Annotated in this window: 17 protein-coding genes; 11 read left to right on the top strand and 6 right to left on the bottom strand. The window is 73.5% G+C overall.

Annotated elements, in window-relative coordinates:
* The first annotated feature begins 199 nt into the window (after window positions 1–199).
* The 8 genes from AB0G35_RS23465 to AB0G35_RS23430 all read left to right on the top strand — a co-directional run bounded on the left by AB0G35_RS23465 (window position 200) and on the right by AB0G35_RS23430 (window position 8399).
* Window positions 200–904 (top strand): response regulator transcription factor, encoded by a 705-nt coding sequence (locus tag AB0G35_RS23465; RefSeq protein ID WP_360952725.1) that lies wholly within the window; start codon window positions 200–202, stop codon window positions 902–904.
* Window positions 901–2247: a HAMP domain-containing sensor histidine kinase gene (locus tag AB0G35_RS23460; protein WP_360952722.1), complete on the top strand. Its 1347-nt coding sequence runs from the start codon at window positions 901–903 to the stop codon at window positions 2245–2247. The genes AB0G35_RS23465 and AB0G35_RS23460 overlap by 4 nt, the downstream gene beginning before the upstream one ends.
* Before the next feature lie 134 nt (window positions 2248–2381).
* Window positions 2382–2744 carry a hypothetical protein gene (locus tag AB0G35_RS23455; protein WP_360952719.1) on the top strand — a complete coding sequence of 121 codons (363 nt, stop codon included), beginning with the start codon at window positions 2382–2384 and terminating at the stop codon, window positions 2742–2744.
* Window positions 2741–3706: an FAD:protein FMN transferase gene (locus tag AB0G35_RS23450; RefSeq protein WP_360952716.1), complete on the top strand. Its 966-nt coding sequence runs from the start codon at window positions 2741–2743 to the stop codon at window positions 3704–3706. Before AB0G35_RS23455 ends, AB0G35_RS23450 begins: the two co-directional genes overlap by 4 nt.
* Window positions 3703–4389, top strand: coding sequence for a ferric reductase-like transmembrane domain-containing protein (locus AB0G35_RS23445; protein WP_360952712.1), 687 nt, complete (start codon window positions 3703–3705; stop codon window positions 4387–4389). The genes AB0G35_RS23450 and AB0G35_RS23445 overlap by 4 nt, the downstream gene beginning before the upstream one ends.
* The gene (locus AB0G35_RS23440) at window positions 4386–5720 is read left to right on the top strand and encodes an NADH-ubiquinone oxidoreductase-F iron-sulfur binding region domain-containing protein (protein ID WP_360952708.1); all 1335 of its coding nucleotides are present in this window, start codon (window positions 4386–4388) and stop codon (window positions 5718–5720) included. The genes AB0G35_RS23445 and AB0G35_RS23440 overlap by 4 nt, the downstream gene beginning before the upstream one ends.
* On the top strand, window positions 5717–5929 hold the full coding sequence (locus AB0G35_RS23435; RefSeq protein ID WP_360952705.1) for a ferredoxin: 213 nt from the start codon (window positions 5717–5719) through the stop codon (window positions 5927–5929). The genes AB0G35_RS23440 and AB0G35_RS23435 overlap by 4 nt, the downstream gene beginning before the upstream one ends.
* A gap of 133 nt (window positions 5930–6062) precedes the next feature.
* The gene (locus AB0G35_RS23430; RefSeq protein WP_360952702.1) at window positions 6063–8399 is read left to right on the top strand and encodes a heavy metal translocating P-type ATPase; all 2337 of its coding nucleotides are present in this window, start codon (window positions 6063–6065) and stop codon (window positions 8397–8399) included.
* Between the two features lie 78 nt (window positions 8400–8477).
* Here the strand turns inward: AB0G35_RS23430 and AB0G35_RS23425 are convergent, their stop codons facing one another.
* Window positions 8478–8888 (bottom strand): DUF302 domain-containing protein, encoded by a 411-nt coding sequence (locus AB0G35_RS23425; protein WP_360952700.1) that lies wholly within the window; start codon window positions 8886–8888, stop codon window positions 8478–8480.
* Between the two features lie 174 nt (window positions 8889–9062).
* On the opposite strand from AB0G35_RS23425, the gene AB0G35_RS23420 reads away from it, so the two are divergent.
* Entirely contained in the window at window positions 9063–10427 is a 1365-nt protein-coding gene (locus tag AB0G35_RS23420; protein ID WP_360952697.1) for an MBL fold metallo-hydrolase, read from the top strand.
* A gap of 130 nt (window positions 10428–10557) precedes the next feature.
* On the top strand, window positions 10558–11304 hold the full coding sequence (locus AB0G35_RS23415) for a sulfite exporter TauE/SafE family protein (RefSeq protein ID WP_360952694.1): 747 nt from the start codon (window positions 10558–10560) through the stop codon (window positions 11302–11304).
* A 22-nt stretch (window positions 11305–11326) separates the two neighbouring features.
* Here AB0G35_RS23415 and AB0G35_RS23410 read toward each other — a convergent pair whose 3' ends face one another.
* The gene (locus AB0G35_RS23410) at window positions 11327–11614 is read right to left on the bottom strand and encodes a metal-sensitive transcriptional regulator (protein ID WP_360952691.1); all 288 of its coding nucleotides are present in this window, start codon (window positions 11612–11614) and stop codon (window positions 11327–11329) included.
* A gap of 96 nt (window positions 11615–11710) precedes the next feature.
* Between AB0G35_RS23410 and AB0G35_RS23405 the strand changes: the two genes are divergently transcribed.
* Window positions 11711–12298 carry a rhodanese-like domain-containing protein gene (locus tag AB0G35_RS23405; protein WP_360952688.1) on the top strand — a complete coding sequence of 196 codons (588 nt, stop codon included), beginning with the start codon at window positions 11711–11713 and terminating at the stop codon, window positions 12296–12298.
* A 498-nt stretch (window positions 12299–12796) separates the two neighbouring features.
* Here AB0G35_RS23405 and AB0G35_RS23400 read toward each other — a convergent pair whose 3' ends face one another.
* From AB0G35_RS23400 to AB0G35_RS23385, 4 genes are all read right to left on the bottom strand, one after another.
* Window positions 12797–13666, bottom strand: a complete 870-nt coding sequence (locus AB0G35_RS23400) for an EamA family transporter (RefSeq protein ID WP_360952685.1) — start codon at window positions 13664–13666, stop codon at window positions 12797–12799.
* Between the two features lie 988 nt (window positions 13667–14654).
* Window positions 14655–15581 carry an AraC family transcriptional regulator gene (locus AB0G35_RS23395; protein WP_360952682.1) on the bottom strand — a complete coding sequence of 309 codons (927 nt, stop codon included), beginning with the start codon at window positions 15579–15581 and terminating at the stop codon, window positions 14655–14657.
* 71 nt (window positions 15582–15652) lie between these two features.
* Window positions 15653–16576, bottom strand: a complete 924-nt coding sequence (locus tag AB0G35_RS23390) for an NADP-dependent oxidoreductase (protein WP_360952679.1) — start codon at window positions 16574–16576, stop codon at window positions 15653–15655.
* A gap of 98 nt (window positions 16577–16674) precedes the next feature.
* Window positions 16675–16848, bottom strand: a complete 174-nt coding sequence (locus AB0G35_RS23385; RefSeq protein WP_360952676.1) for a hypothetical protein — start codon at window positions 16846–16848, stop codon at window positions 16675–16677.
* Window positions 16849–17089: the final 241 nt, after the last annotated feature.

Below are 17089 nucleotides of genomic sequence, written 5' to 3'. Positions count from 1 at the left end.
CGGGGGGCCCAGGAACCGTCCGGCCGGTGTGGGCTTGAGCCGCCCGGTGCCCTCGTGACCGACGTGCGCGCCGGGACGGAGGCGGTCCGAGCAGCGCGGTCCGGGGACGAACGGCCCTGCCGTCGCAAGGGGCGCGAGGAGCAGGCTGGGTGTCGGGGACGGACGGCTGAGCTCACCGCCGGGAGGACGGGCATCGGGCATGAGCACCAGGGACACGGGCGTGGCCGACGAGACGCGGGTGCTGGTCGTCGAGGACGACAGGGGCATCGCGGACTCCTTGGTGCGCGGGCTGCGGCAGGCCGGCTACGCGGTCGAGGGCGTCCGTACCGGGCGTGCGGCGCTCTCCGCGCCCAGCCCCGATGTCGTTCTGCTCGATCTCGGTCTGCCCGACATCGACGGCGTCGAGGTGTGCCGGAGGCTGCGGGCGCGGTCGGACGCCGCGATCATCGCCGTCACCGCGCGGGGCGAGGAGGCGGACCGGGTGGTGGCCCTGGACGAAGGCGCCGACGACTACCTGGTCAAACCGTTCGGGCTGGCCGAGTTGCTCGCGCGCATGCGGGCCGTGCTGCGCCGCCGGCGCCCGGCGGAGCCGGAGACCGTACGCCATGGGCCGCTCACGCTCGACCTGCGCACCCGGCAGGTCTCGGTCGGCGGCCGCGTGGTCGCGCTGACGCCGAAGGAGTTCGGCATCCTGGAGTGCCTGGCCGCCGACCCCGGCCGGGTGGTGAGCCGCCAGCAGATCCTTGAGCGGGCGTGGGACGCCGACTGGTACGGCCCTACCAAGGTGGTGGACGTGCATGTCGCGGCGCTGCGCCGCAAGCTCGCCGTGCCGAGGCTGATCGAGACCGTCTACGGGCACGGGTTCCGGCTCGGGGCGGGGCAGGACTCCCGGGAACGGTCATGACCCGCCGGATCACCTGGACGCTCCTGGTCCTGACCTCCGTGCTGCTGGTACTTGCGGTCGTACCGCTCGCGGTGTCGATGACGGCCCGCGAGCGGGTCGCCTTCCGCGACAGCCAGCGGGCGGCCACCCGGGTGGTCGCCGCCGCGGCCGAGGAACACCTCTCCGACCGCAAGCCCCCCACCGCCATGCGCCGGGAACTGGATGCGGCGGCCCGCGCGGGGGACTGCGCAGCCGTGTACGACGCCGCCGCACGCCTGGTGGCCAGTACCCCTTGTACGGCGGCCCAGGGCCAGGAGGCAGAGGAACTGGTGGAGGAAGTCGTGTCCGGACACGAGCCCGAGCCGCCGGAGAACGAGGGGCGGCTGCTGACGGCGGAGCCGGCCGGTGAGGTTCGCAGTCCGTCCGGCGCGGTCGTCCTGGCGCGCTCCGCGGCCCCGCTCGACGCCCGGATCGCCGCCCTCTGGGGCTGGTCCGCAGCGATCGGCGCGGTGGGGCTGGCCGCTTCCGTGCTGCTGTCCGTCCGCCTCGCCCGCTGGGTCAGCCGCCCGTTGTCGAGGCTGGACGTCAGCGCCCAGCGGCTGGGCGAGGGCGCGCTCGACGAGCGGGCCGAGGTCGGTGGCGGGCCGCCGGAGGTCCGCCGGCTCGCCGCCACCTTCAACACCATGGCGGCCCGCATGGAGGCGCTGGTGCACGGTCACCGGGCGGTGCTCGCCGACGTGTCCCACCAGTTGCGGACCCCGCTGGCCGCGCTGCGGCTGCGGCTCGACGTCCTCGCGGCCGGGGCGGAGGGCGACACCGCCGCCGAGCTGGCCTTGGCACAGGAGGAGATCGTCCGGCTGTCGCGGCTGGTCGACGGGCTGCTCGCGGTCGCGCGCGCCGAACAGGCGACGTTCCGGCCCGTGGCCGTCCGGGTCGACGAGGTGGTGGCCGAGCGGGTGGCGGCCTGGTCGCCGGTGGCCGAGGAACGCGGCGTACGGCTGACCGTCTCCGACGGACCTGCCCTGACCTGCGCGCTCGGCGCGGGCCACCTGGAACAGATCCTCGACAACCTGATCGCCAACGCCGTCGACGCCGTGCCCGAGGGCGGGAGCGTGACGCTCGATCACCGAGCGGCTGAGGGCCTGGCCCGCGTGCGCGTGCGGGATGACGGCCCGGGGATGAGTGCTGAGGCCAAGGCGGTCGCCTTCCGCCGATTCGGCAACCCGGAGGCCAGGGGTACCGGTCTGGGGCTCGCCATCGTCCACCGGCTGGTCACCGCCAACGGCGGTACGGCTGGGCTGGAGGACACCCCGGGCGGCGGGCTGACCGTCGTGCTGGAACTGCCGCGGTGGCCGCAGGGCTGACGCGGGCCGCCACGTGGTGGCCCAAGATCTTTACCGGTCCTGAAGGAGATGTGAGCGAGTTTCTGGATGCCGCGGTCACAGCCTGGGAGTGCACGCAACCCATCCGGGCCGCCGTATCACCAGGAGCCGCTGCCATGGCACCTTCACCCGACGCCTTCGACCAGACCCTCCCCCCGGCCGGTTCCCCCCGCGCACGCGACCGCGGGCTGCGCCGGACCCGCCGCCTCACCCGGTGGCTCGCCGTCACCGCCGTAGCAGCGACGGCCGCCCTCGGCGGCACCTACACCCAGCTGATGCCCGGGAGTTCCCCCTCCCCCGCACCGTCGGCCCCGTCCGGGCAGAGCCCGCCGGCGTCGTCCACCACGACCAAGGAGGACCAAGAGGGCGCTTCGGACGACGAGGGGCCCGCGGCCGTCACGAAGCCCGCGCCCAAAACCCCGGCCCCGCCGCCCACCCCCACCCAGCAGAAGCCGCACACCACCACGGGGGCGTCATGACCACGCACATCGCGAAGCCGGCACCCGCCGAACTGAGCTTCCCGGCTCTCGGGACCACGGCCACGCTGCTCGTCACCGAGCCCGCCGCGCTGCCCACCGCCGAGGTGGTCCTGCGCGCCGAACTGGCCGCCATCGACCGTGCCTGCAGCCGCTTCCGCACCGACTCCGAACTGACCCGGGTGAACCTCACCGCGGGCATTCCCACGACGGTCAGCGCCTGCTTCACCGAGGCCCTCCTGACCGCTCTCCGGGCCGCACGGCTCACCGGCGGAGCCGTGGACCCGACCGTCGGCCGGGCGATGGCCGCGCTCGGCTACGACCGCACCTTCGTGTCCCTGCGCCCCGACGACGTCCGCCCCCTGCCACCGCCCCAACCCGCCCCCGGATGGCGCAGGATCGCCTTCGACCCGCACACCCGACGGCTGTGCCTGCCACCGCACACCCACCTCGACCTGGGCGCGACCGCCAAGGCCCTCACCGCCGACCGCGCCGCCCGCAACGCCGCCGCTGCCACCGGCTGTGGCGTCCTGGTCAGCCTCGGCGGCGACCTCGCGGCGGCCGGACCGGCACCCGAAGGCGGCTGGCGCATCGCCCTGGCCGACGACCACGCCCGGCCCGCGACGGACCGCGGCCCCGCCGTCGCCATCACCGGCGGCGCAGTGGCGACCTCCGGCATCCGCGTGCGCACCTGGCGACGCGCCGGCCGCATCCTGCACCACATCGTCGACCCGGCCACCGGAGAGCCCGCCGCCCCCGTCTGGCGCACCGTCACCGTCGCCGCGGCCACGTGCGTGGACGCCAACACCGCCACTACGGCGGCGATCGTGCTGGGTGACCGGGCCGTCGACCGGCTGCGCGGCACCGCGTTGCCCGCTCGCCTGGTCGGCCTCGACGGCCACGTCGTTCGCCTCGGCGGCTGGCCTCCCGACACCGACGCTCCCGCTCCAGGAGGCCCGCGATGACGACGCTGGCCCTCACGGGCAGCCCCCTTTGGTACGCCGGCCGCGCAGGCGGCACCCTCGCCCTGGTGCTGCTCACGGCCACCGTGGCCCTCGGCATCGCCTCCGGCGGCCGCGCCGCGCCCCACCGCATCGGCCGGTTCGAGATCGGCCTGCTGCACCGCAACCTGTCCCTGCTCACGCTGGTGTTCCTCGCCGTGCACGTGGTGACGGCCGTACTCGATCCGTTCGTCCACCTGGGGTGGGCGGTGCTGGTGGTGCCGTTCGGGGCGTCCTACCGACCGCTCTGGCTCGGGCCGTGCACGGCCGCACTCGACCTGCTGCTCGCGGTGCTCCTCACCAGCGCCCTGCGACAGCGCCTGGGCGTGCGCCGCTGGAAGGCCGTGCACCGGCTGGCGTACGCGGCCTGGCCGCTCGCCCTCTTCCACGGCGTCGGCACCGGCACCGACACCCGGTTGGCTCTTCAACTGTGGATCTACGCCGGATGCCTCGGCGCGGTGGTGGCGGCCGTGTGGTGGCGGCTGGCCAGGGCCGGTCCGGGGCGCCTCATCGGGCGCGTGCTCGCCGCCGCAGCCGCAGCCGCCGTACCGGTCGTGCTCGGCGCGTTCCTCGCCACCGGCCCGTTGCAGCCCGGCTGGGCCCAGCGCGCGGCCGCCACCACGATCGTCCTGGGAGGTGGACGGTGAACTCCTCGGCCACGGCGCCCCTGGCGCCCTTCCGCCGCCCGACTTCCCCCGGCGAAGCCCGACTTCTGGCGGACTGGTACGCCACCGGGCGGCCGGCCACCCTGAACGACCATCTCAGGCGCCACGGGCCGCCGCCCGTCACCGCTGCTGTCGGCAGCCGCACGTCGATGCCGCTGGTGGAGGACGTCGAGGTGGCCGGGCTCACCGGGCGCGGCGGCGCGGGCTTCCCCACCGCCCGCAAGCTGCGCGCCGTGGCGGAACGCCGTGGCCGCGCCGTGGTCGTCGTCAACGCCATGGAGAGCGAACCAGCCAGCCGCAAGGACCGGTTCCTCATCGCCGTCGCACCCCACCTGGTACTCGACGGCGCCGTGCTGGCCGCGGCCGCGATCGGCGCGGACACGGTTCACGTGTGCCTGCCCCGCACCCGCGGTGCCCAGCACCGGCAGTTGAGTGCGGCCCTGGACGAGCGCCGATGCGCCCGTCTCGACCCGGTCCGGCTGCGGCTGCACGCCCTGCCCCACGCCTATGTCTCCAGCGAGTCGACCTCTCTGGTGCGTTGGCTGGGCGGCGGCCCGGCCCGCCCGCAGGGCAGCCCGCCACGCACCCATGAGCGCGGCGTCGACCGGCGCCCCACGCTCGTCAACAACGCTGAGACCCTCGCCCACCTCGCCCTCATCGCCCGCTACGGACCCGACTGGTACCGGCAGGCAGGCACCCCGGACGAGCCCGGCACCACGCTCGTCACCGTCTCCGGCGCCGTCGCCGCCCCCGGTGTGCTGGAGGTGGTGCTCGGCACACCGATCACCACGATCCTCGGCCGTGCCGGAGGACCCGTCGAGCCTGTGCGGGCGGTCCTGCTCGGCGGTTTCGCCGGCACCTGGCTGCCGACGGCACATCTGGACACGCCCCTCGCCCGTCGCGACCTCGCCCCGCTGGGTGCCGCCCCCGGCGCCGGGGTCCTCATCGCGCTGCCCCGGGCGGCCTGCGCGGTGAACGAGACGGCACGGATGCTCGCCTACCTGGCCGCCCACAGCGCCCGCCAGTGCGGCCCCTGCCGTTTCGGGCTGCCCGCCGTGGCCGAGGACTTCACCGCCCTGGCCGCCGGACGAGCCGATCCCGGCCTGCCGGCGCGCCTGCGTCGCCACACCGGTCTGCTGCCCGACCGCGGCGCCTGCCGCCACCCCGACGGCGCCGCCCGTCTCGCCGCCTCCGCCCTGCACGCCTTCGCCGACGACGTCGACCACCACCTCACCCACGGCCCCTGCCCCGCCGCCCATCTGCCGCCCCGCATTCCCGTACCGGCCGCGACACCTCCGGAGACATGGCGATGACCGGCACCCGAACCCTGCGCGTCAACCGCATCGCCTGCACCGGCGCGGGCCTGTGCGCCGAGCTCCTGCCCGAACTGATCGAACTCGACGAATGGGGCTATCCCGTCCTGAAAGACCGAGCGGTACCCGACCAGCTGCGCACCCATGCCCGCCGAGCCGTCGCCGCCTGCCCCCGCCTCGCCCTCCACTCCGACCGGGTCCGGCCATGACCCGCACGCTCAGGCACCGTCTGCCCGGCCCGGAAACAGGGCCGGACGTCCCCTCCCGCCGGCCCCCGGTGGCACGCTGTGCTGGAGGGGGACCGGCCTGACCGTCCCGGCGCCGCACGGACCGAGGTACGCCATGCACCACCGCACCCTCACCACCCGGCCGAACCGCCCGACCGCGGCGGTCGCGCCCCCACGGCTACGGCTGGAACCCCTCCTCCTGGCCGTCACAGCGGCCGCCCTGCTCGCCGGCGGCATCGCCTGGCTCACGGGAGCCGCCGGCCTCGCCGACCTCTTCTGGGGACTGGGCACCCTGTCGGCCGTCGTTCCCGCCGTGGGATGGGTGCTCGCCGCGCTGCGGCACCGGCGCGCGGGCGTGGACCTCATCGCCGTCCTCGCGCTGGTCGGCACCCTCGCCGTCCACGAGTACCTGGCCGGTGCGCTGATCGCCCTGATGCTCGCCACCGGCCGCACCCTCGAAGCCGCGGCCCAGCGACGTGCCTCCCACGATCTGCGCGCCCTGCTGGAACACGCGCCCCGCTCCGCGCGCCGCCGCACCGGGGCCGGCGTGGCCACGGTGCCGCTGGCCGAGATCGCCGTCGGTGACCTGCTCGTCGTCGGTCCCGGTGAGGTCGTCCCGGTCGACGGCCGCGTGGCGAGCGCCGCCGCGGTCCTCGACGAGTCGGTGCTCACCGGCGAGTCCCTCCAGATCGAGCGGGCCCGGGACGAGCTGGTGCGCAGTGGCGTGGTCAACGCCGCGGGCGCGTTCGAGCTGCGCGCCACGGCCACCGAGCAGGACAGCACCTACGCCGGGGTCGTGCGGCTGGCTCGGCAGGCCGGCGCCGAGTCCGCGCCCGTCGTGCGGCTGGCCGACCGCTACGCCGTCTGGTTCCTCCCGCTCTCGCTCGCGGTGGCCGGGCTGGCCTGGCTGATCAGCGGCTCCGCGGTCCGCGCGGTCGCGGTCCTGGTGGTCGCCACCCCGTGCCCGCTGCTGCTGGCTGCTCCGGTCGCCATCGTCTCCGGCCTCTCCCGGGCCTCTCGCCTCGGGGTCGTCATCCGTGACGGCGGTGCGCTGGAGAACCTCGGTCGCGCCCGCACCCTCCTGCTGGACAAGACCGGCACCCTCACCCGCGGCCGCCCTCGCGTCCTCGACGTGATCGCCGCTCCCGACGGCAAACCCGCCGAAGTCCTCCGCCTGGCGGCCTCGCTCGACCAGTACTCGCCCCACGTCCTCGCCCAGGCCCTCGTGGACACCGCCCGGGAACGCGGACTGGCGCTCTCGGTCCCGACCGGCGTCACCGAGGAGCCCGGCCGGGGCGCCACCGGAAACGTGGACGGGCACCGGACCTCCGTCGGGCGTATGGGCACAGCGACCGCCCGGCCGGACTGGGCGAAGGCGGTCGACACCCGCGCGCTCCTGGACGGCGCGGCCGTCGCCTGGCTCACCGTCGACGGGCATCCGGCCGGCGCCGTACTCCTGCGCGACCCCCTGCGCCACGACGCGCCACGCACCCTGCGCCACCTGCGGGCGGCGGGCATCAACCGGCTGCTGATGCTCACCGGCGACCGCGCCGCGCCCGCCCACGAGGTCGCCGCCGTCCTCGGCCTGGACGACGTACGCGCCGAACTCGGCCCGGCCGACAAGGTCGCCGCGGTACGCGCCGAACGCGAGCGCGCGGTCACGGTGATGGTCGGCGACGGCGTCAACGACGCGCCCGCCCTCGCCGCCGCCGACATCGGCGTCGCGATGGGCGCCCGCGGCTCCACCGCCTCCTCCGAAGCCGCCGACATCGTCCTGACCACCGACCGCGTCGACCGTCTCGCCGACGCCGTCGCCATCGCCCAGCGTGCCCGGCGCATCGCCGTCCAAAGCGCCCTCGGTGGCATGCTGATGTCCCTGGCCGCCATGGGTGTAGCCGCCTTCGGTCTGCTCCCGCCCGCCGCCGGTGCCCTGCTCCAGGAGGGCATCGATGTCGCCGTCATCCTCAACGCCCTGCGCGCCCTGGGCACCGACCAGGCGACGCGACCTGCCCTCACCCCCGCCGCCGAGGCCCTCATCCACCGCTTCGCCGCCGAACACGACGACCTCCAGGACGTCCTCGACGCCGTGCGCGACGCCGCCGGCTGCCTCTCCGACGGCTCCGGCCCCGCAGCCTTGGCCGCGGTGGAGGAGACCCACCGGCTGCTGACCGAACGGCTGCTGCCGCACGAGTACGCCGAGGAGCACGAGCTCTACCCCGCCCTCGCGCCCACTCTCGGCGGGCCCGAGGCCACCGCCACCATGAGCCGCGCCCACACCGAGATCGAGCGTCTCTCCCGCCGCATCGCCACCCATCTGCAACTGGCCCACGCGGGCGGAGGCCTCTCCGCCGAGCAACTCGACGACCTGCGTTCCTGCCTCTACGGCCTCAACACCGTCCTGCGTCTGCACTTCACCCAGGAGGAGGAGAACTACTTCTCCCTCGCTCCGTGAAGGACGGCCCGAGAGCGCCTGCCGCCGACACGCGGGTGGGAACGCGGGCCGGGTGGGCATCGGCGGGGTCGGGCATGCTCAGCGTCCTTGCGCCTGGTCGGTCCTGGTGAGGGAGGCGAGAGCGGCGTCGAGGCGGCCGGTGGCCTCTTCGGCGATGGGGCGCAGGGCGTCGAGGCCGGTCAGGGCCACCATCGTCTGCGGGTCGAGGGCCTGGACGGCGGTGCGGTCGCCGTCGGCGCGGACGACCACGTTGCAGGGCAGCAGCAGGCCGATGGTGCGGTCCGTCTCCAGGGCCCGGTGGGCCAGTGCCGGGCTGCAGGCGCCGAGGATGACGTAGTCCTCCATGGCCTGGTCGAGTTTCGCCTTGAGGGTGGCGGTGACGTCGATCTCGGACAGGATGCCGAAGCCCTGCTCGGCGAGGGCCTCGCGGACCCGGGTGACGGCGGTGGCGAAGTCGGTGTCGAGGTGCACCGTGCGGTCGTAGCGCATGGGGTCGGCCTTCCTGTCGGTTGCCCGGCGCTGACGGGTGGCCGGCCGCGCGGCCGGTCATCCGTGAGCTGCTTCACAGGGCTCTCCCTTGCCCGCTGAAATACCCCAGGGGGTATGGATGCTACCGTCGATACATACCCCCGGGGGTAATTCTCCACTGGAACGGAGCATCGCGTGTTCTTCATCGACACCCTTGAGATCGCCGGCCTCGGCAATCGCAGCTATCTGGCCGGTGGCGAGCGGACGGCCGTGGCGGTCGATCCACCACGGGACATCGAGCCGGTGATCGCGGCCGCGGCGCGGCACGGCGTGCGGATATCCCACGTCGTCGAGACCCACATACACAACGACTACATCAGCGGCGGCCTTGAGCTGGCTCGGATCACGGGCGCCGCGTATCTCGTTCCCGCCGCGGCCCGCGTTTCGTACGAACGCGTACCCGTGCACGACGGTGACCGCTGGGAGATCGAGACCACCGCCGGACTGGCCGTGCGGGCGCTGGCCACTCCCGGTCACACCCCGCACCACACGTCCTACGTCCTGGAGGCGGACGGCACGGCGGTCGCGGTGTTCACCGGCGGCTCGCTGCTGATCGGCACCGTCGGCCGGCCCGACCTGGTCGAGCCACGGCTGACCGAGCACCTCGCCCGTGCCCAGCACGCCTCCGCGCACCGGCTGGCCGCCGAGCTGCCCGACGGGACGGCAGTGCTGCCCACCCATGGCTTCGGCAGCTTCTGCTCCTCCTCGCAGGCGGCGGGCGAGTCCACCACGATCGGCGAGGAGAAGGCGGCCAACGAGGCGCTCACCCGGGACGTGGACACCTTCGTCGCGGACCTGCTGGCCGGGCTGGACGACATCCCCGCGTACTACGCCCACATGGGCCCGGCCAACGCCGACGGACCCGCTCCGGTGGACCTCACCCCGCCCGCCGTCGCCGACGCCGAGGAGATCGCCGCCCGGCTGGCCGCCGGCGAGTGGGTGGTCGACCTGCGCAACCGCGTCGCTTTCGCCGACGGCCACGTCGCGGGTGCGTTCAACTTCGAGGCCGAGGGGCAGCTCGCCACCTACCTGGCCTGGCTGATCCCCTGGGGCAAGCCGGTGACCCTGCTCGCCGAGTCGCCCGGCCAACTCGCCGCCGCCCAGCGCGAGCTGGTCCGCGTCGGCATCGACCGGCCGGCCGCCGCAGCCACCGGCGAGCCGGCCGACTGGGTGCGGGACGGCGAAGCCCTCACCTCCTTCCCCAGGGCCACCTTCGCCGACCTCGCGGCGCGCTCCGCGGACGGCGTCGTCGTCCTGGACGTCCGCCGGGACTCCGAACGGGCCACCGGCTTCATCGACGGCTCGGTCCACATCCCCGTCCACACCCTGCCCCGGCGTCTCGACGAGATCCCGGCGGGCCAGGTCTGGGTGCACTGCGCGGGCGGTATGCGCGCCGCCATCGCCGCCTCCCTGCTGGATGCGGCCGGCCGGGAGGTGGTGGCCGTGGACGACGCCTTCGACGCGGCCGAGCAGGCCGGCCTCACCGTCAGCACCCCCTGAGCAGGGCCCCAGAACCCAAGCGGACAGGAGCGGGAACCATGACGAGCCTCGACGTGGTCGGCGGCGTACGGCAGCGGGCCGTGGCCGGTCTGCCGGTCGTGGACGCGCACGGCACGGACGGAACCGTCGCATGAGCGGGGTGATACTCGCCCTGCTCGCCGGAGCCGTCATCGGCCTGGCCCTCGGCGCGCTGGGGGGCGGCGGCAGCGTGCTGGCCGTGCCCGCCCTGATCTACCTGCTCGGTTTCACCCCGGTCGCGGCAACCACAGCCAGCCTGGTCATCGTCACCGTCACCTCCGCCACCGCGCTGTCCGCACACGCCCGCGACGGCCAGGTCCGCTGGCGTACCGGGCTGCTGTTCGCGGCGGCCGGGATCGGCCCGGCGATGCTGGGCGGAGCGCTCGCCGGACGCCTGCCGGCAGCCGCACTGGCCGCGGCCTTCGCCGTGGTCGCGGCCGTCGCCGCGATCCGCATGCTCCGGCCCCGCCCGGCGCCGGCAACCACCGCACCGGTACGGCCCGGCCGAGCGGCGGCCGCGGGCGCCGGGCTCGGCGCGGTCACCGGCGTACTCGGCGTCGGCGGCGGCTTCCTCGCCGTACCGGCGCTGGTCAACGTCCTCGGCATGCGGATGCGGGCGGCGGTGGGCACCAGCCTGCTGGTCATCACCGTCAACTCGCTCGCCGCGCTGGCCCTGCGCGCCGGAACGGCGAGCGGCCTGAACTGGGCCGCCATCGGACCGTTCGCCGGGGCCGCGGTCCTGGGCGCCTGGGACGGCAAGCGCCTGTCGGCAAAGCTGCCCGGGGCCGCCCTGCAACGCGTCTTCGCCCTCGCCCTGCTCGGGGTGGCCGGCTTCATGCTGGTGGACGCCGTCGCATGAGTGCCCCGGCCTCCAGGAGTTCCTACGCCAGCGACAGGAACAGCTTCTCCAGCCGCGCGCGCATCGCCTCGGTGTCCTCGCCGCTCTTCTTGCCGGACTCGATGTCCGCCACGCACTGCTGCAGCCCGGTGGCGATGATCGCGAAACCCGCCCGGTCCAGCGCCCGGGACGCCGCGGCCAGCTGCGTGACGACGTCCTCGCAGTCCCGGCCCTCCTCGATCATCCGGATCACACCGGAGATCTGCCCCTGCGCCCGGCGCAGCCGGTTCAGCACGGCCTTCAAGGAGGCGCCCTCAAGCTCCAGTTCCACGACCACTCCTCCGCCTATACCCCTAGGGGTACTCTACGTCCCGTCCGGGACGGCGACGACCGACACCGAAGCCGGAAGACAAGGATCACCGCCGCCATGACCAGCCCCCTCTCCCCCACCACGCTCGGCATTGACCAGGTGCGAGAGCGCCTCCACGAGCTCACCGTCATCGACGTCCGCACTCCCGGCGAGTACGCCTCCGGCCACCTGCCGGGCGCGCTCAACATCCCCCTGGACCGCCTCCGCCGCGCACTGCCCGAGCTCCGGCACGCGGCCGGCCGCGGCGACGTCCTCATGGTGTGCGCCTCGGGCGCCCGCTCGGAGAGCGCCGGCAAACTCCTGGCCGAACAGGGCATTCCGACCGCCACCCTCGCGGGCGGCACCACCGCATGGGCCGCGCAGGGACATGGCCTGCACCGGCCCACGGCCTGCGACACCCGGGCGCCCTGGAGCATGGAACGGCAGGTCCGCTTCACCGCGGGGGCGCTGGTGCTCCTGGGACTGGCCCTCGGCCTGCTCGTGCACCCGGCCTGTCAACTGCTCTCGGCCGCCATCGCGGGCGGTCTCGTCTTCTCGGCCCTCACCGACACCTGCGGCATGGCGGCCGTCCTCGGCAAGATGCCCCCCAACCGCCCCCGCACCACCGACCTCGGTGCCACGCTCGCCGCACTGCGCGGCCGCTGAGTCCCGCCGCCGTCGTGACCTCGTCCACGTCGGCCGGGCCGAGCGCGCCCCGGCCGTCCGGGCCGCACACTCTCGCCACTACCGGTGGGGTCGGCGGCGCGTGCCTGAACGACGGCCCCGGACCGCTGGTCCCAGCTCCTGATCTCGTCCGCGGAAGCCGTCCCCCAGCGCCACCACGGACACGCTCACGAGCACCCCGGCCATGACCGCGGTCCGCCCCCGGGGCGTGTTCGCCCCGGCGTATGAGGAAGAGACCCTGCCTGTCAGGAAGAGACCCTGCCTGTCAGGAAGAGACCTTGCCTGTGCCTCGCGTGCGGAACAGCATGCGTACGTCACCTCGCCGTTGATCGGAGATCGATGCGCCAGAAACGTGAGGGAGCCGCGGTCAACGTCCCCTTGGCGCTCGACCCACGCGAGCCCTGACGCATGCGAGGCATGAGGCCGAGGAGCCTTTGGCGCGACTCCGCGGGATGCGAAGAGTTCTCCTGGCCCGTGACATCACTCCGCAGGCGTTCGGGTCGTCAGGGCGTCTGGTGTGTCGCTTGGCGTCTCGGGCGGGGGCGGCTTGGGGTCGCGGCGTGGGGTGCGGGTGGCGCCGGTGGAGGCGAGGGCTACGGCGAGCACTCCGGCCCATTGCAGGGTGGCGAGGTGCTGGCCGAGGAGGAGTAGGCCGATGAGGGCTCCGACGGCGGGTTCGAGGCTGGTGAGGATGCCGAAGACGCGGGGTGGCAGGCGGCGGAGGGCTTCGAGGTGGAAGGTGTAGGGCAGGACGCTGGAGAGTACGGCGACGGCGCTGGCGAGGGCGAGTGTGCCGGGGTCCAGGAGCCGGGTGCCGGCTTGGACGATGCCGTAGGGCAGGCTGAGGAGGGATCCCCAGGTGACGGCGAGGGCCAGGCCGCGGCCGTCGGGGACGCGTTCGGCCAGGCGTTTGCCGATGAGGATGTAGCCGCCCCAGCAGCATCCGGCGAGGGTGGCGAAGCCGAGTCCCGCGGCATTGAGGGGGATGCCGGAGTGACTGAGCAGTACGACGCCGGCGGCGGCCAGGCAGGCCCACAGCAGGTCGGCGGCCCGGCGTGAGCCGAGGAGCGCGAGGGCGAAGGGGCCGAGGAACTCCATGGTGGTGGCGGCACCCAGCGGGAGGCGGTCGACCGCTTCGTAGTAGCTGAGGTGGTGCACGGTGAGCAGGGTTCCGGCGGCGGCGGCGATTCCGAGGGTGGTTCGGTCCCACCGCAGTCCAGGCCGCCACAGGGCGGTGAGGAGGACTGCGGCGATGCACAGGCGCAGGGTCACCACTCCCGCCGGTCCCACGGCCGGGTAGAGGCGTGTGGTGAGGGCGGCCCCTGCCTGCAGGCCGATCACACCGCCCATGACCAGCCCGGAGGCGGGGACGGCACCCAGTCCTCTGCTGATCGCTGCGACAGCGTGCTCGCGGCGGGTGGGGAGCTGAGTGATGGGTGACCTCCTTGAGCGTCGGCACGCCGCGGCGCGCGCCGGTTTCCGGTCGAGCAGTCGGGGTTGCCTGGGGCTGCGCGTGGTTGCGTGGGGCTGCGCGTCCCGTCCGGCGCGCAGCCCTACCGTCTTCAGCAGCCGGCTCTGCTCGCAACTCCTCGCGACGGCACCGCAGTTGCTGCGCCAGCAGCTCTGAAGCGGACGTCTCCGGAGGGGGTGACCACGACGCCGTCGTGCTCGGCCATCCGCATCTGCCATGCCACTGCGTCCTCGGCGGTGAGGCCGTCGGGCAGATCGAGCGTGATCCGGCCATCCTGGATGCCCTTCGCGATTGCGCCTGGTCAGGCGGTGGATCTCGGTGTCGCGACGGGAGGAGCGTGGCACGATGGAAACACGGCTAACAACCCCTGATGATCAACGAAATTCGAAGCAGCAAAGGGGTGTTGGCCTTACAGAACACCGTCAGATCCCGATCTGTGGCTGTCTCCGCGGTGTCAGGTTTCCGTGGCACCGCGTGAGCCCTGGATCACGTCTTTGCCGGCTCTTTACGGGCCTCCGAGGATGCCTCGCCCTGGTGGAACCGCTGCGGAGTCGAGCTCGGACAGCACAGAAAGGGCGTCTGCCCCGCCGGCTCGCCCAGAGCTGTGCCCTGAACGACCGGCGTCCAACACAGCAATGATTTCAGGTGCGTTGGCGCGGTCGCGACGCAGCATGGCGAGGGGATGGCGGCAGGTGTAGATCGCGGGCCCGGCGCAGTCTCACCACCCGCTTCTCGTCGTCGCTTCGCCGTCTCCCCGACAGAGAGGACGTTCACGACTGCGGGCGAATCGCGACGAGTGCCGAGGTGCTCGCAGGTCAGCGCGCGCGGTAGCGGTCGACGTCGACGTCCCTTCGGTCCGGGGCGATGTCACGCGGCGCGCGCCTGGCGCCGGTACATACCAGGGGCAAGCCCGAATTCCCGCTTGAATGCCTTGGCGAAGGCGAACTCCGACCCGTATCCGGTTTGTGCCGCCACCGTCGTCAGCGGTGCGTCGGACTCCTGCAGCAGCTTCGCGGCGGTCGTCATGCGCCAGCGGGTCAGGTAGGCCATCGGCGGTTCGCCGACCAGCGCGTGGAAGCGGCGGGCGAAGGCCGCGCGGGACAAGCCGGAGCGGGCGGCCAGGGACTCAACGGTCCACTGCGTCGCGGGCGTTCGGTGGATCGCCGCCAGGGCGGGTGCGACCGCGGCGTCGCGCAGGGCGGCGGCCCAGCCCTGAGCGGTGTCGGCGGGTTGGTCGTCCAGCCAGGCGCGCAGGATGTAGAGCAGCAGCGAGTCGATCAGGCTCGGCACGATGCCTTCGGAGCCGATGCGTGGGTTGTCCAGCTCGGCGCCCAGCAGCTGGACGGCGGCGCTGAGTTCGGGGTGGCGGCCGTGCCGTGTGGGCAGGTGGATGATCTCGGGCAGCCGCATGACCAGGGGGTGGGGACGGCCTTGGTCCAGGTGGTAATTGCCGCACAGCAGGCTGGTGCGCGGGCCGTCACCGCCCAGCGAGACGGAGCCGATGGGCATGGTGTCGCTGAACTGCTCGGGGCGGGGCTCCTCAGCCGGTGTCGAGGGCTGGTCGGCGAGGATGTGGCCGCGGCCGTCGCGTACGAAGATCACGTCGCCGGGGGCGAGCGGGATCGGCGGGGTGTCATCCAGCGGGACGAGCCAGCACGTTCCGTGGAGCACCACATGGAATCCCGCGCCCGCGACCGGCGGCAGCCGCAACCCCCATGGCGCGCGGCCGTCAGTGCGGACGGACGCCGGGCTGCCGGTGCGCATGGAGGCCAACGCCTCGGTCAGGATGTCCATCGTCGCTCCCCTCGTCGATGACGAACGATACGGGGCCGCCCCCCGGCGCAAGGGAGCGGCCGGTATCCGTATCAGACCGTCAGCACGACCTTGCCCTGCACCCGCCCGGACTCGATGAGCTCATGTGCCTTGCCGGCCTCGGCCAGCGGGAAGGTCTTCTCGACATGAGGGCGGATCCGGCCGGCATCCACGAGCGCGGCGACCGCCTCCAGGCTCGCGTAGTCCGGCTCCACGGAGACCCCGGCGAAGCGCCGCCCGGCCGCCGCGACCGTGGCCGCGAGGTCGGTGTCGCCGTGTTCGAGGATGCTGACCAGCACGCCCCCGGGGCGCAGCGCGCGCAGCGAACGCGCGCCTTGGGCGGTGGAATCGAAGACCACGTCCGCGTCCTGGACCGCTTCGGTGAAGTCGATGGTTCGGTAGTCGATCACCTCGTCCGCACCCAGACCGGTCACGAACTCGTGCCTGGCAGCGCTGGCGAGCGCGATGACGTGCGCCCCGTGCGCCTTGGCGATCTGCACCGCGAGGTGGCCGACGCCGCCGGCTGCCCGGTGGATCAGCACCCGGTCGCCTTCCTTGATGTCCGCCGCGTCCACCAGCCCTTGCCAGGCGGTGAGCGCGGCGAGCGGCAGGGCGGCGGCGTGTACGTGATCGAGGGTGGCGGGCTTGCGGGCGACCTGCCGCGACGGGGCGGCGACGTACTCGGCGTATCCAGTGGCTGCGCGGGGAAAGAACGGCATCCCGTACACCTCGTCGCCCACCGCGAACCGGGCTCCGGGCCCCGCCTCCTCCACGACGCCCGATACATCCCAGCCGACGCCGAACGGCGGCTCGCCCAGGAGCGGGAACGCACCGGATCTGACTGCGGCGTCGACCGGGTTGACCGCGCTGGCGTGCACCCGGATGAGTACCTCGCCAGAGAGCGGGCGGGGGCGTTCGACCTCGGTGACCTCAAGGACCTCCGGGCCGCCGAAGGTCTTCTGGATAACAGCTCGCATCAGGATCTCCCCTGTCGATTCGGTGTGATGCTGTCCACCGTAGGGAGATCAAATGAGCTTCTGAATAGCCATCAGTCTTGCTCACATGTCCGATCGTCTCACGCGGCGAGCGCCCAGTCGGAGAGCGGAGGTCGAGTCGTCGCGGAGTGACTTCGCGGAGTGGCTTGGCGGAGTGGCTCTGTTCGTGTGTCGATCACCTCGGCCGATTCCACCAACACGCCCTCGGCCGAGGAAAACAGCAGCTCGTTCACCTGCGACAGCACTTCGTTCACGGCGAACGAACGTCGACGACACCACCATCCAGCCAGGCGATTTTCGGGCGAACTCTAGTGGTCGTAGGCGGTCAGTGCGCGCATGACCGGCTGGGCCGCGCAGGAACCTGGCTCCACTCATCAGGCCTCCCTTGGAATCGATCATCTAGGGCGCGTATCGAGTCGTGATCACCGGGTGCTCCGGATGAGGTCTGTAACCCAGATCATCGAGGCGCGCAGGTGGAGGCCGGCGAGGAAGCTC

The sequence above is a fragment of the Streptomyces sp. NPDC021749 genome (genome assembly GCF_040640655.1).
In the GTDB taxonomy this organism is placed as follows: domain Bacteria; phylum Actinomycetota; class Actinomycetes; order Streptomycetales; family Streptomycetaceae; genus Streptomyces.
Note: the sequence above shows the minus strand (reverse complement) of the source record. Positions and strands in the feature narration are given on the sequence as shown.

Excerpts from the sequence above, each read along its gene's own strand:
- AB0G35_RS23445 (WP_360952712.1), top strand. The coding sequence starts at position 3,703 with ATGACGACGCTGGCCCTCACGGGCAGCCCCCTTTGGTACGCCGGCCGC.
- AB0G35_RS23465 (WP_360952725.1), top strand. The coding sequence starts at position 200 with ATGAGCACCAGGGACACGGGCGTGGCCGACGAGACGCGGGTGCTGGTC.
- AB0G35_RS23455 (WP_360952719.1), top strand. The coding sequence starts at position 2,382 with ATGGCACCTTCACCCGACGCCTTCGACCAGACCCTCCCCCCGGCCGGT.
- AB0G35_RS23435 (WP_360952705.1), top strand. The coding sequence starts at position 5,717 with ATGACCGGCACCCGAACCCTGCGCGTCAACCGCATCGCCTGCACCGGC.
- AB0G35_RS23395 (WP_360952682.1), bottom strand. The coding sequence starts at position 15,581 with ATGGACATCCTGACCGAGGCGTTGGCCTCCATGCGCACCGGCAGCCCG.
- AB0G35_RS23460 (WP_360952722.1), top strand. The coding sequence starts at position 901 with ATGACCCGCCGGATCACCTGGACGCTCCTGGTCCTGACCTCCGTGCTG.
- AB0G35_RS23415 (WP_360952694.1), top strand. The coding sequence starts at position 10,558 with ATGAGCGGGGTGATACTCGCCCTGCTCGCCGGAGCCGTCATCGGCCTG.
- AB0G35_RS23400 (WP_360952685.1), bottom strand. The coding sequence starts at position 13,666 with ATGGGCGGTGTGATCGGCCTGCAGGCAGGGGCCGCCCTCACCACACGC.
- AB0G35_RS23430 (WP_360952702.1), top strand. The coding sequence starts at position 6,063 with ATGCACCACCGCACCCTCACCACCCGGCCGAACCGCCCGACCGCGGCG.
- AB0G35_RS23450 (WP_360952716.1), top strand. The coding sequence starts at position 2,741 with ATGACCACGCACATCGCGAAGCCGGCACCCGCCGAACTGAGCTTCCCG.
- AB0G35_RS23425 (WP_360952700.1), bottom strand. The coding sequence starts at position 8,888 with ATGCGCTACGACCGCACGGTGCACCTCGACACCGACTTCGCCACCGCC.
- AB0G35_RS23405 (WP_360952688.1), top strand. The coding sequence starts at position 11,711 with ATGACCAGCCCCCTCTCCCCCACCACGCTCGGCATTGACCAGGTGCGA.
- AB0G35_RS23390 (WP_360952679.1), bottom strand. The coding sequence starts at position 16,576 with ATGCGAGCTGTTATCCAGAAGACCTTCGGCGGCCCGGAGGTCCTTGAG.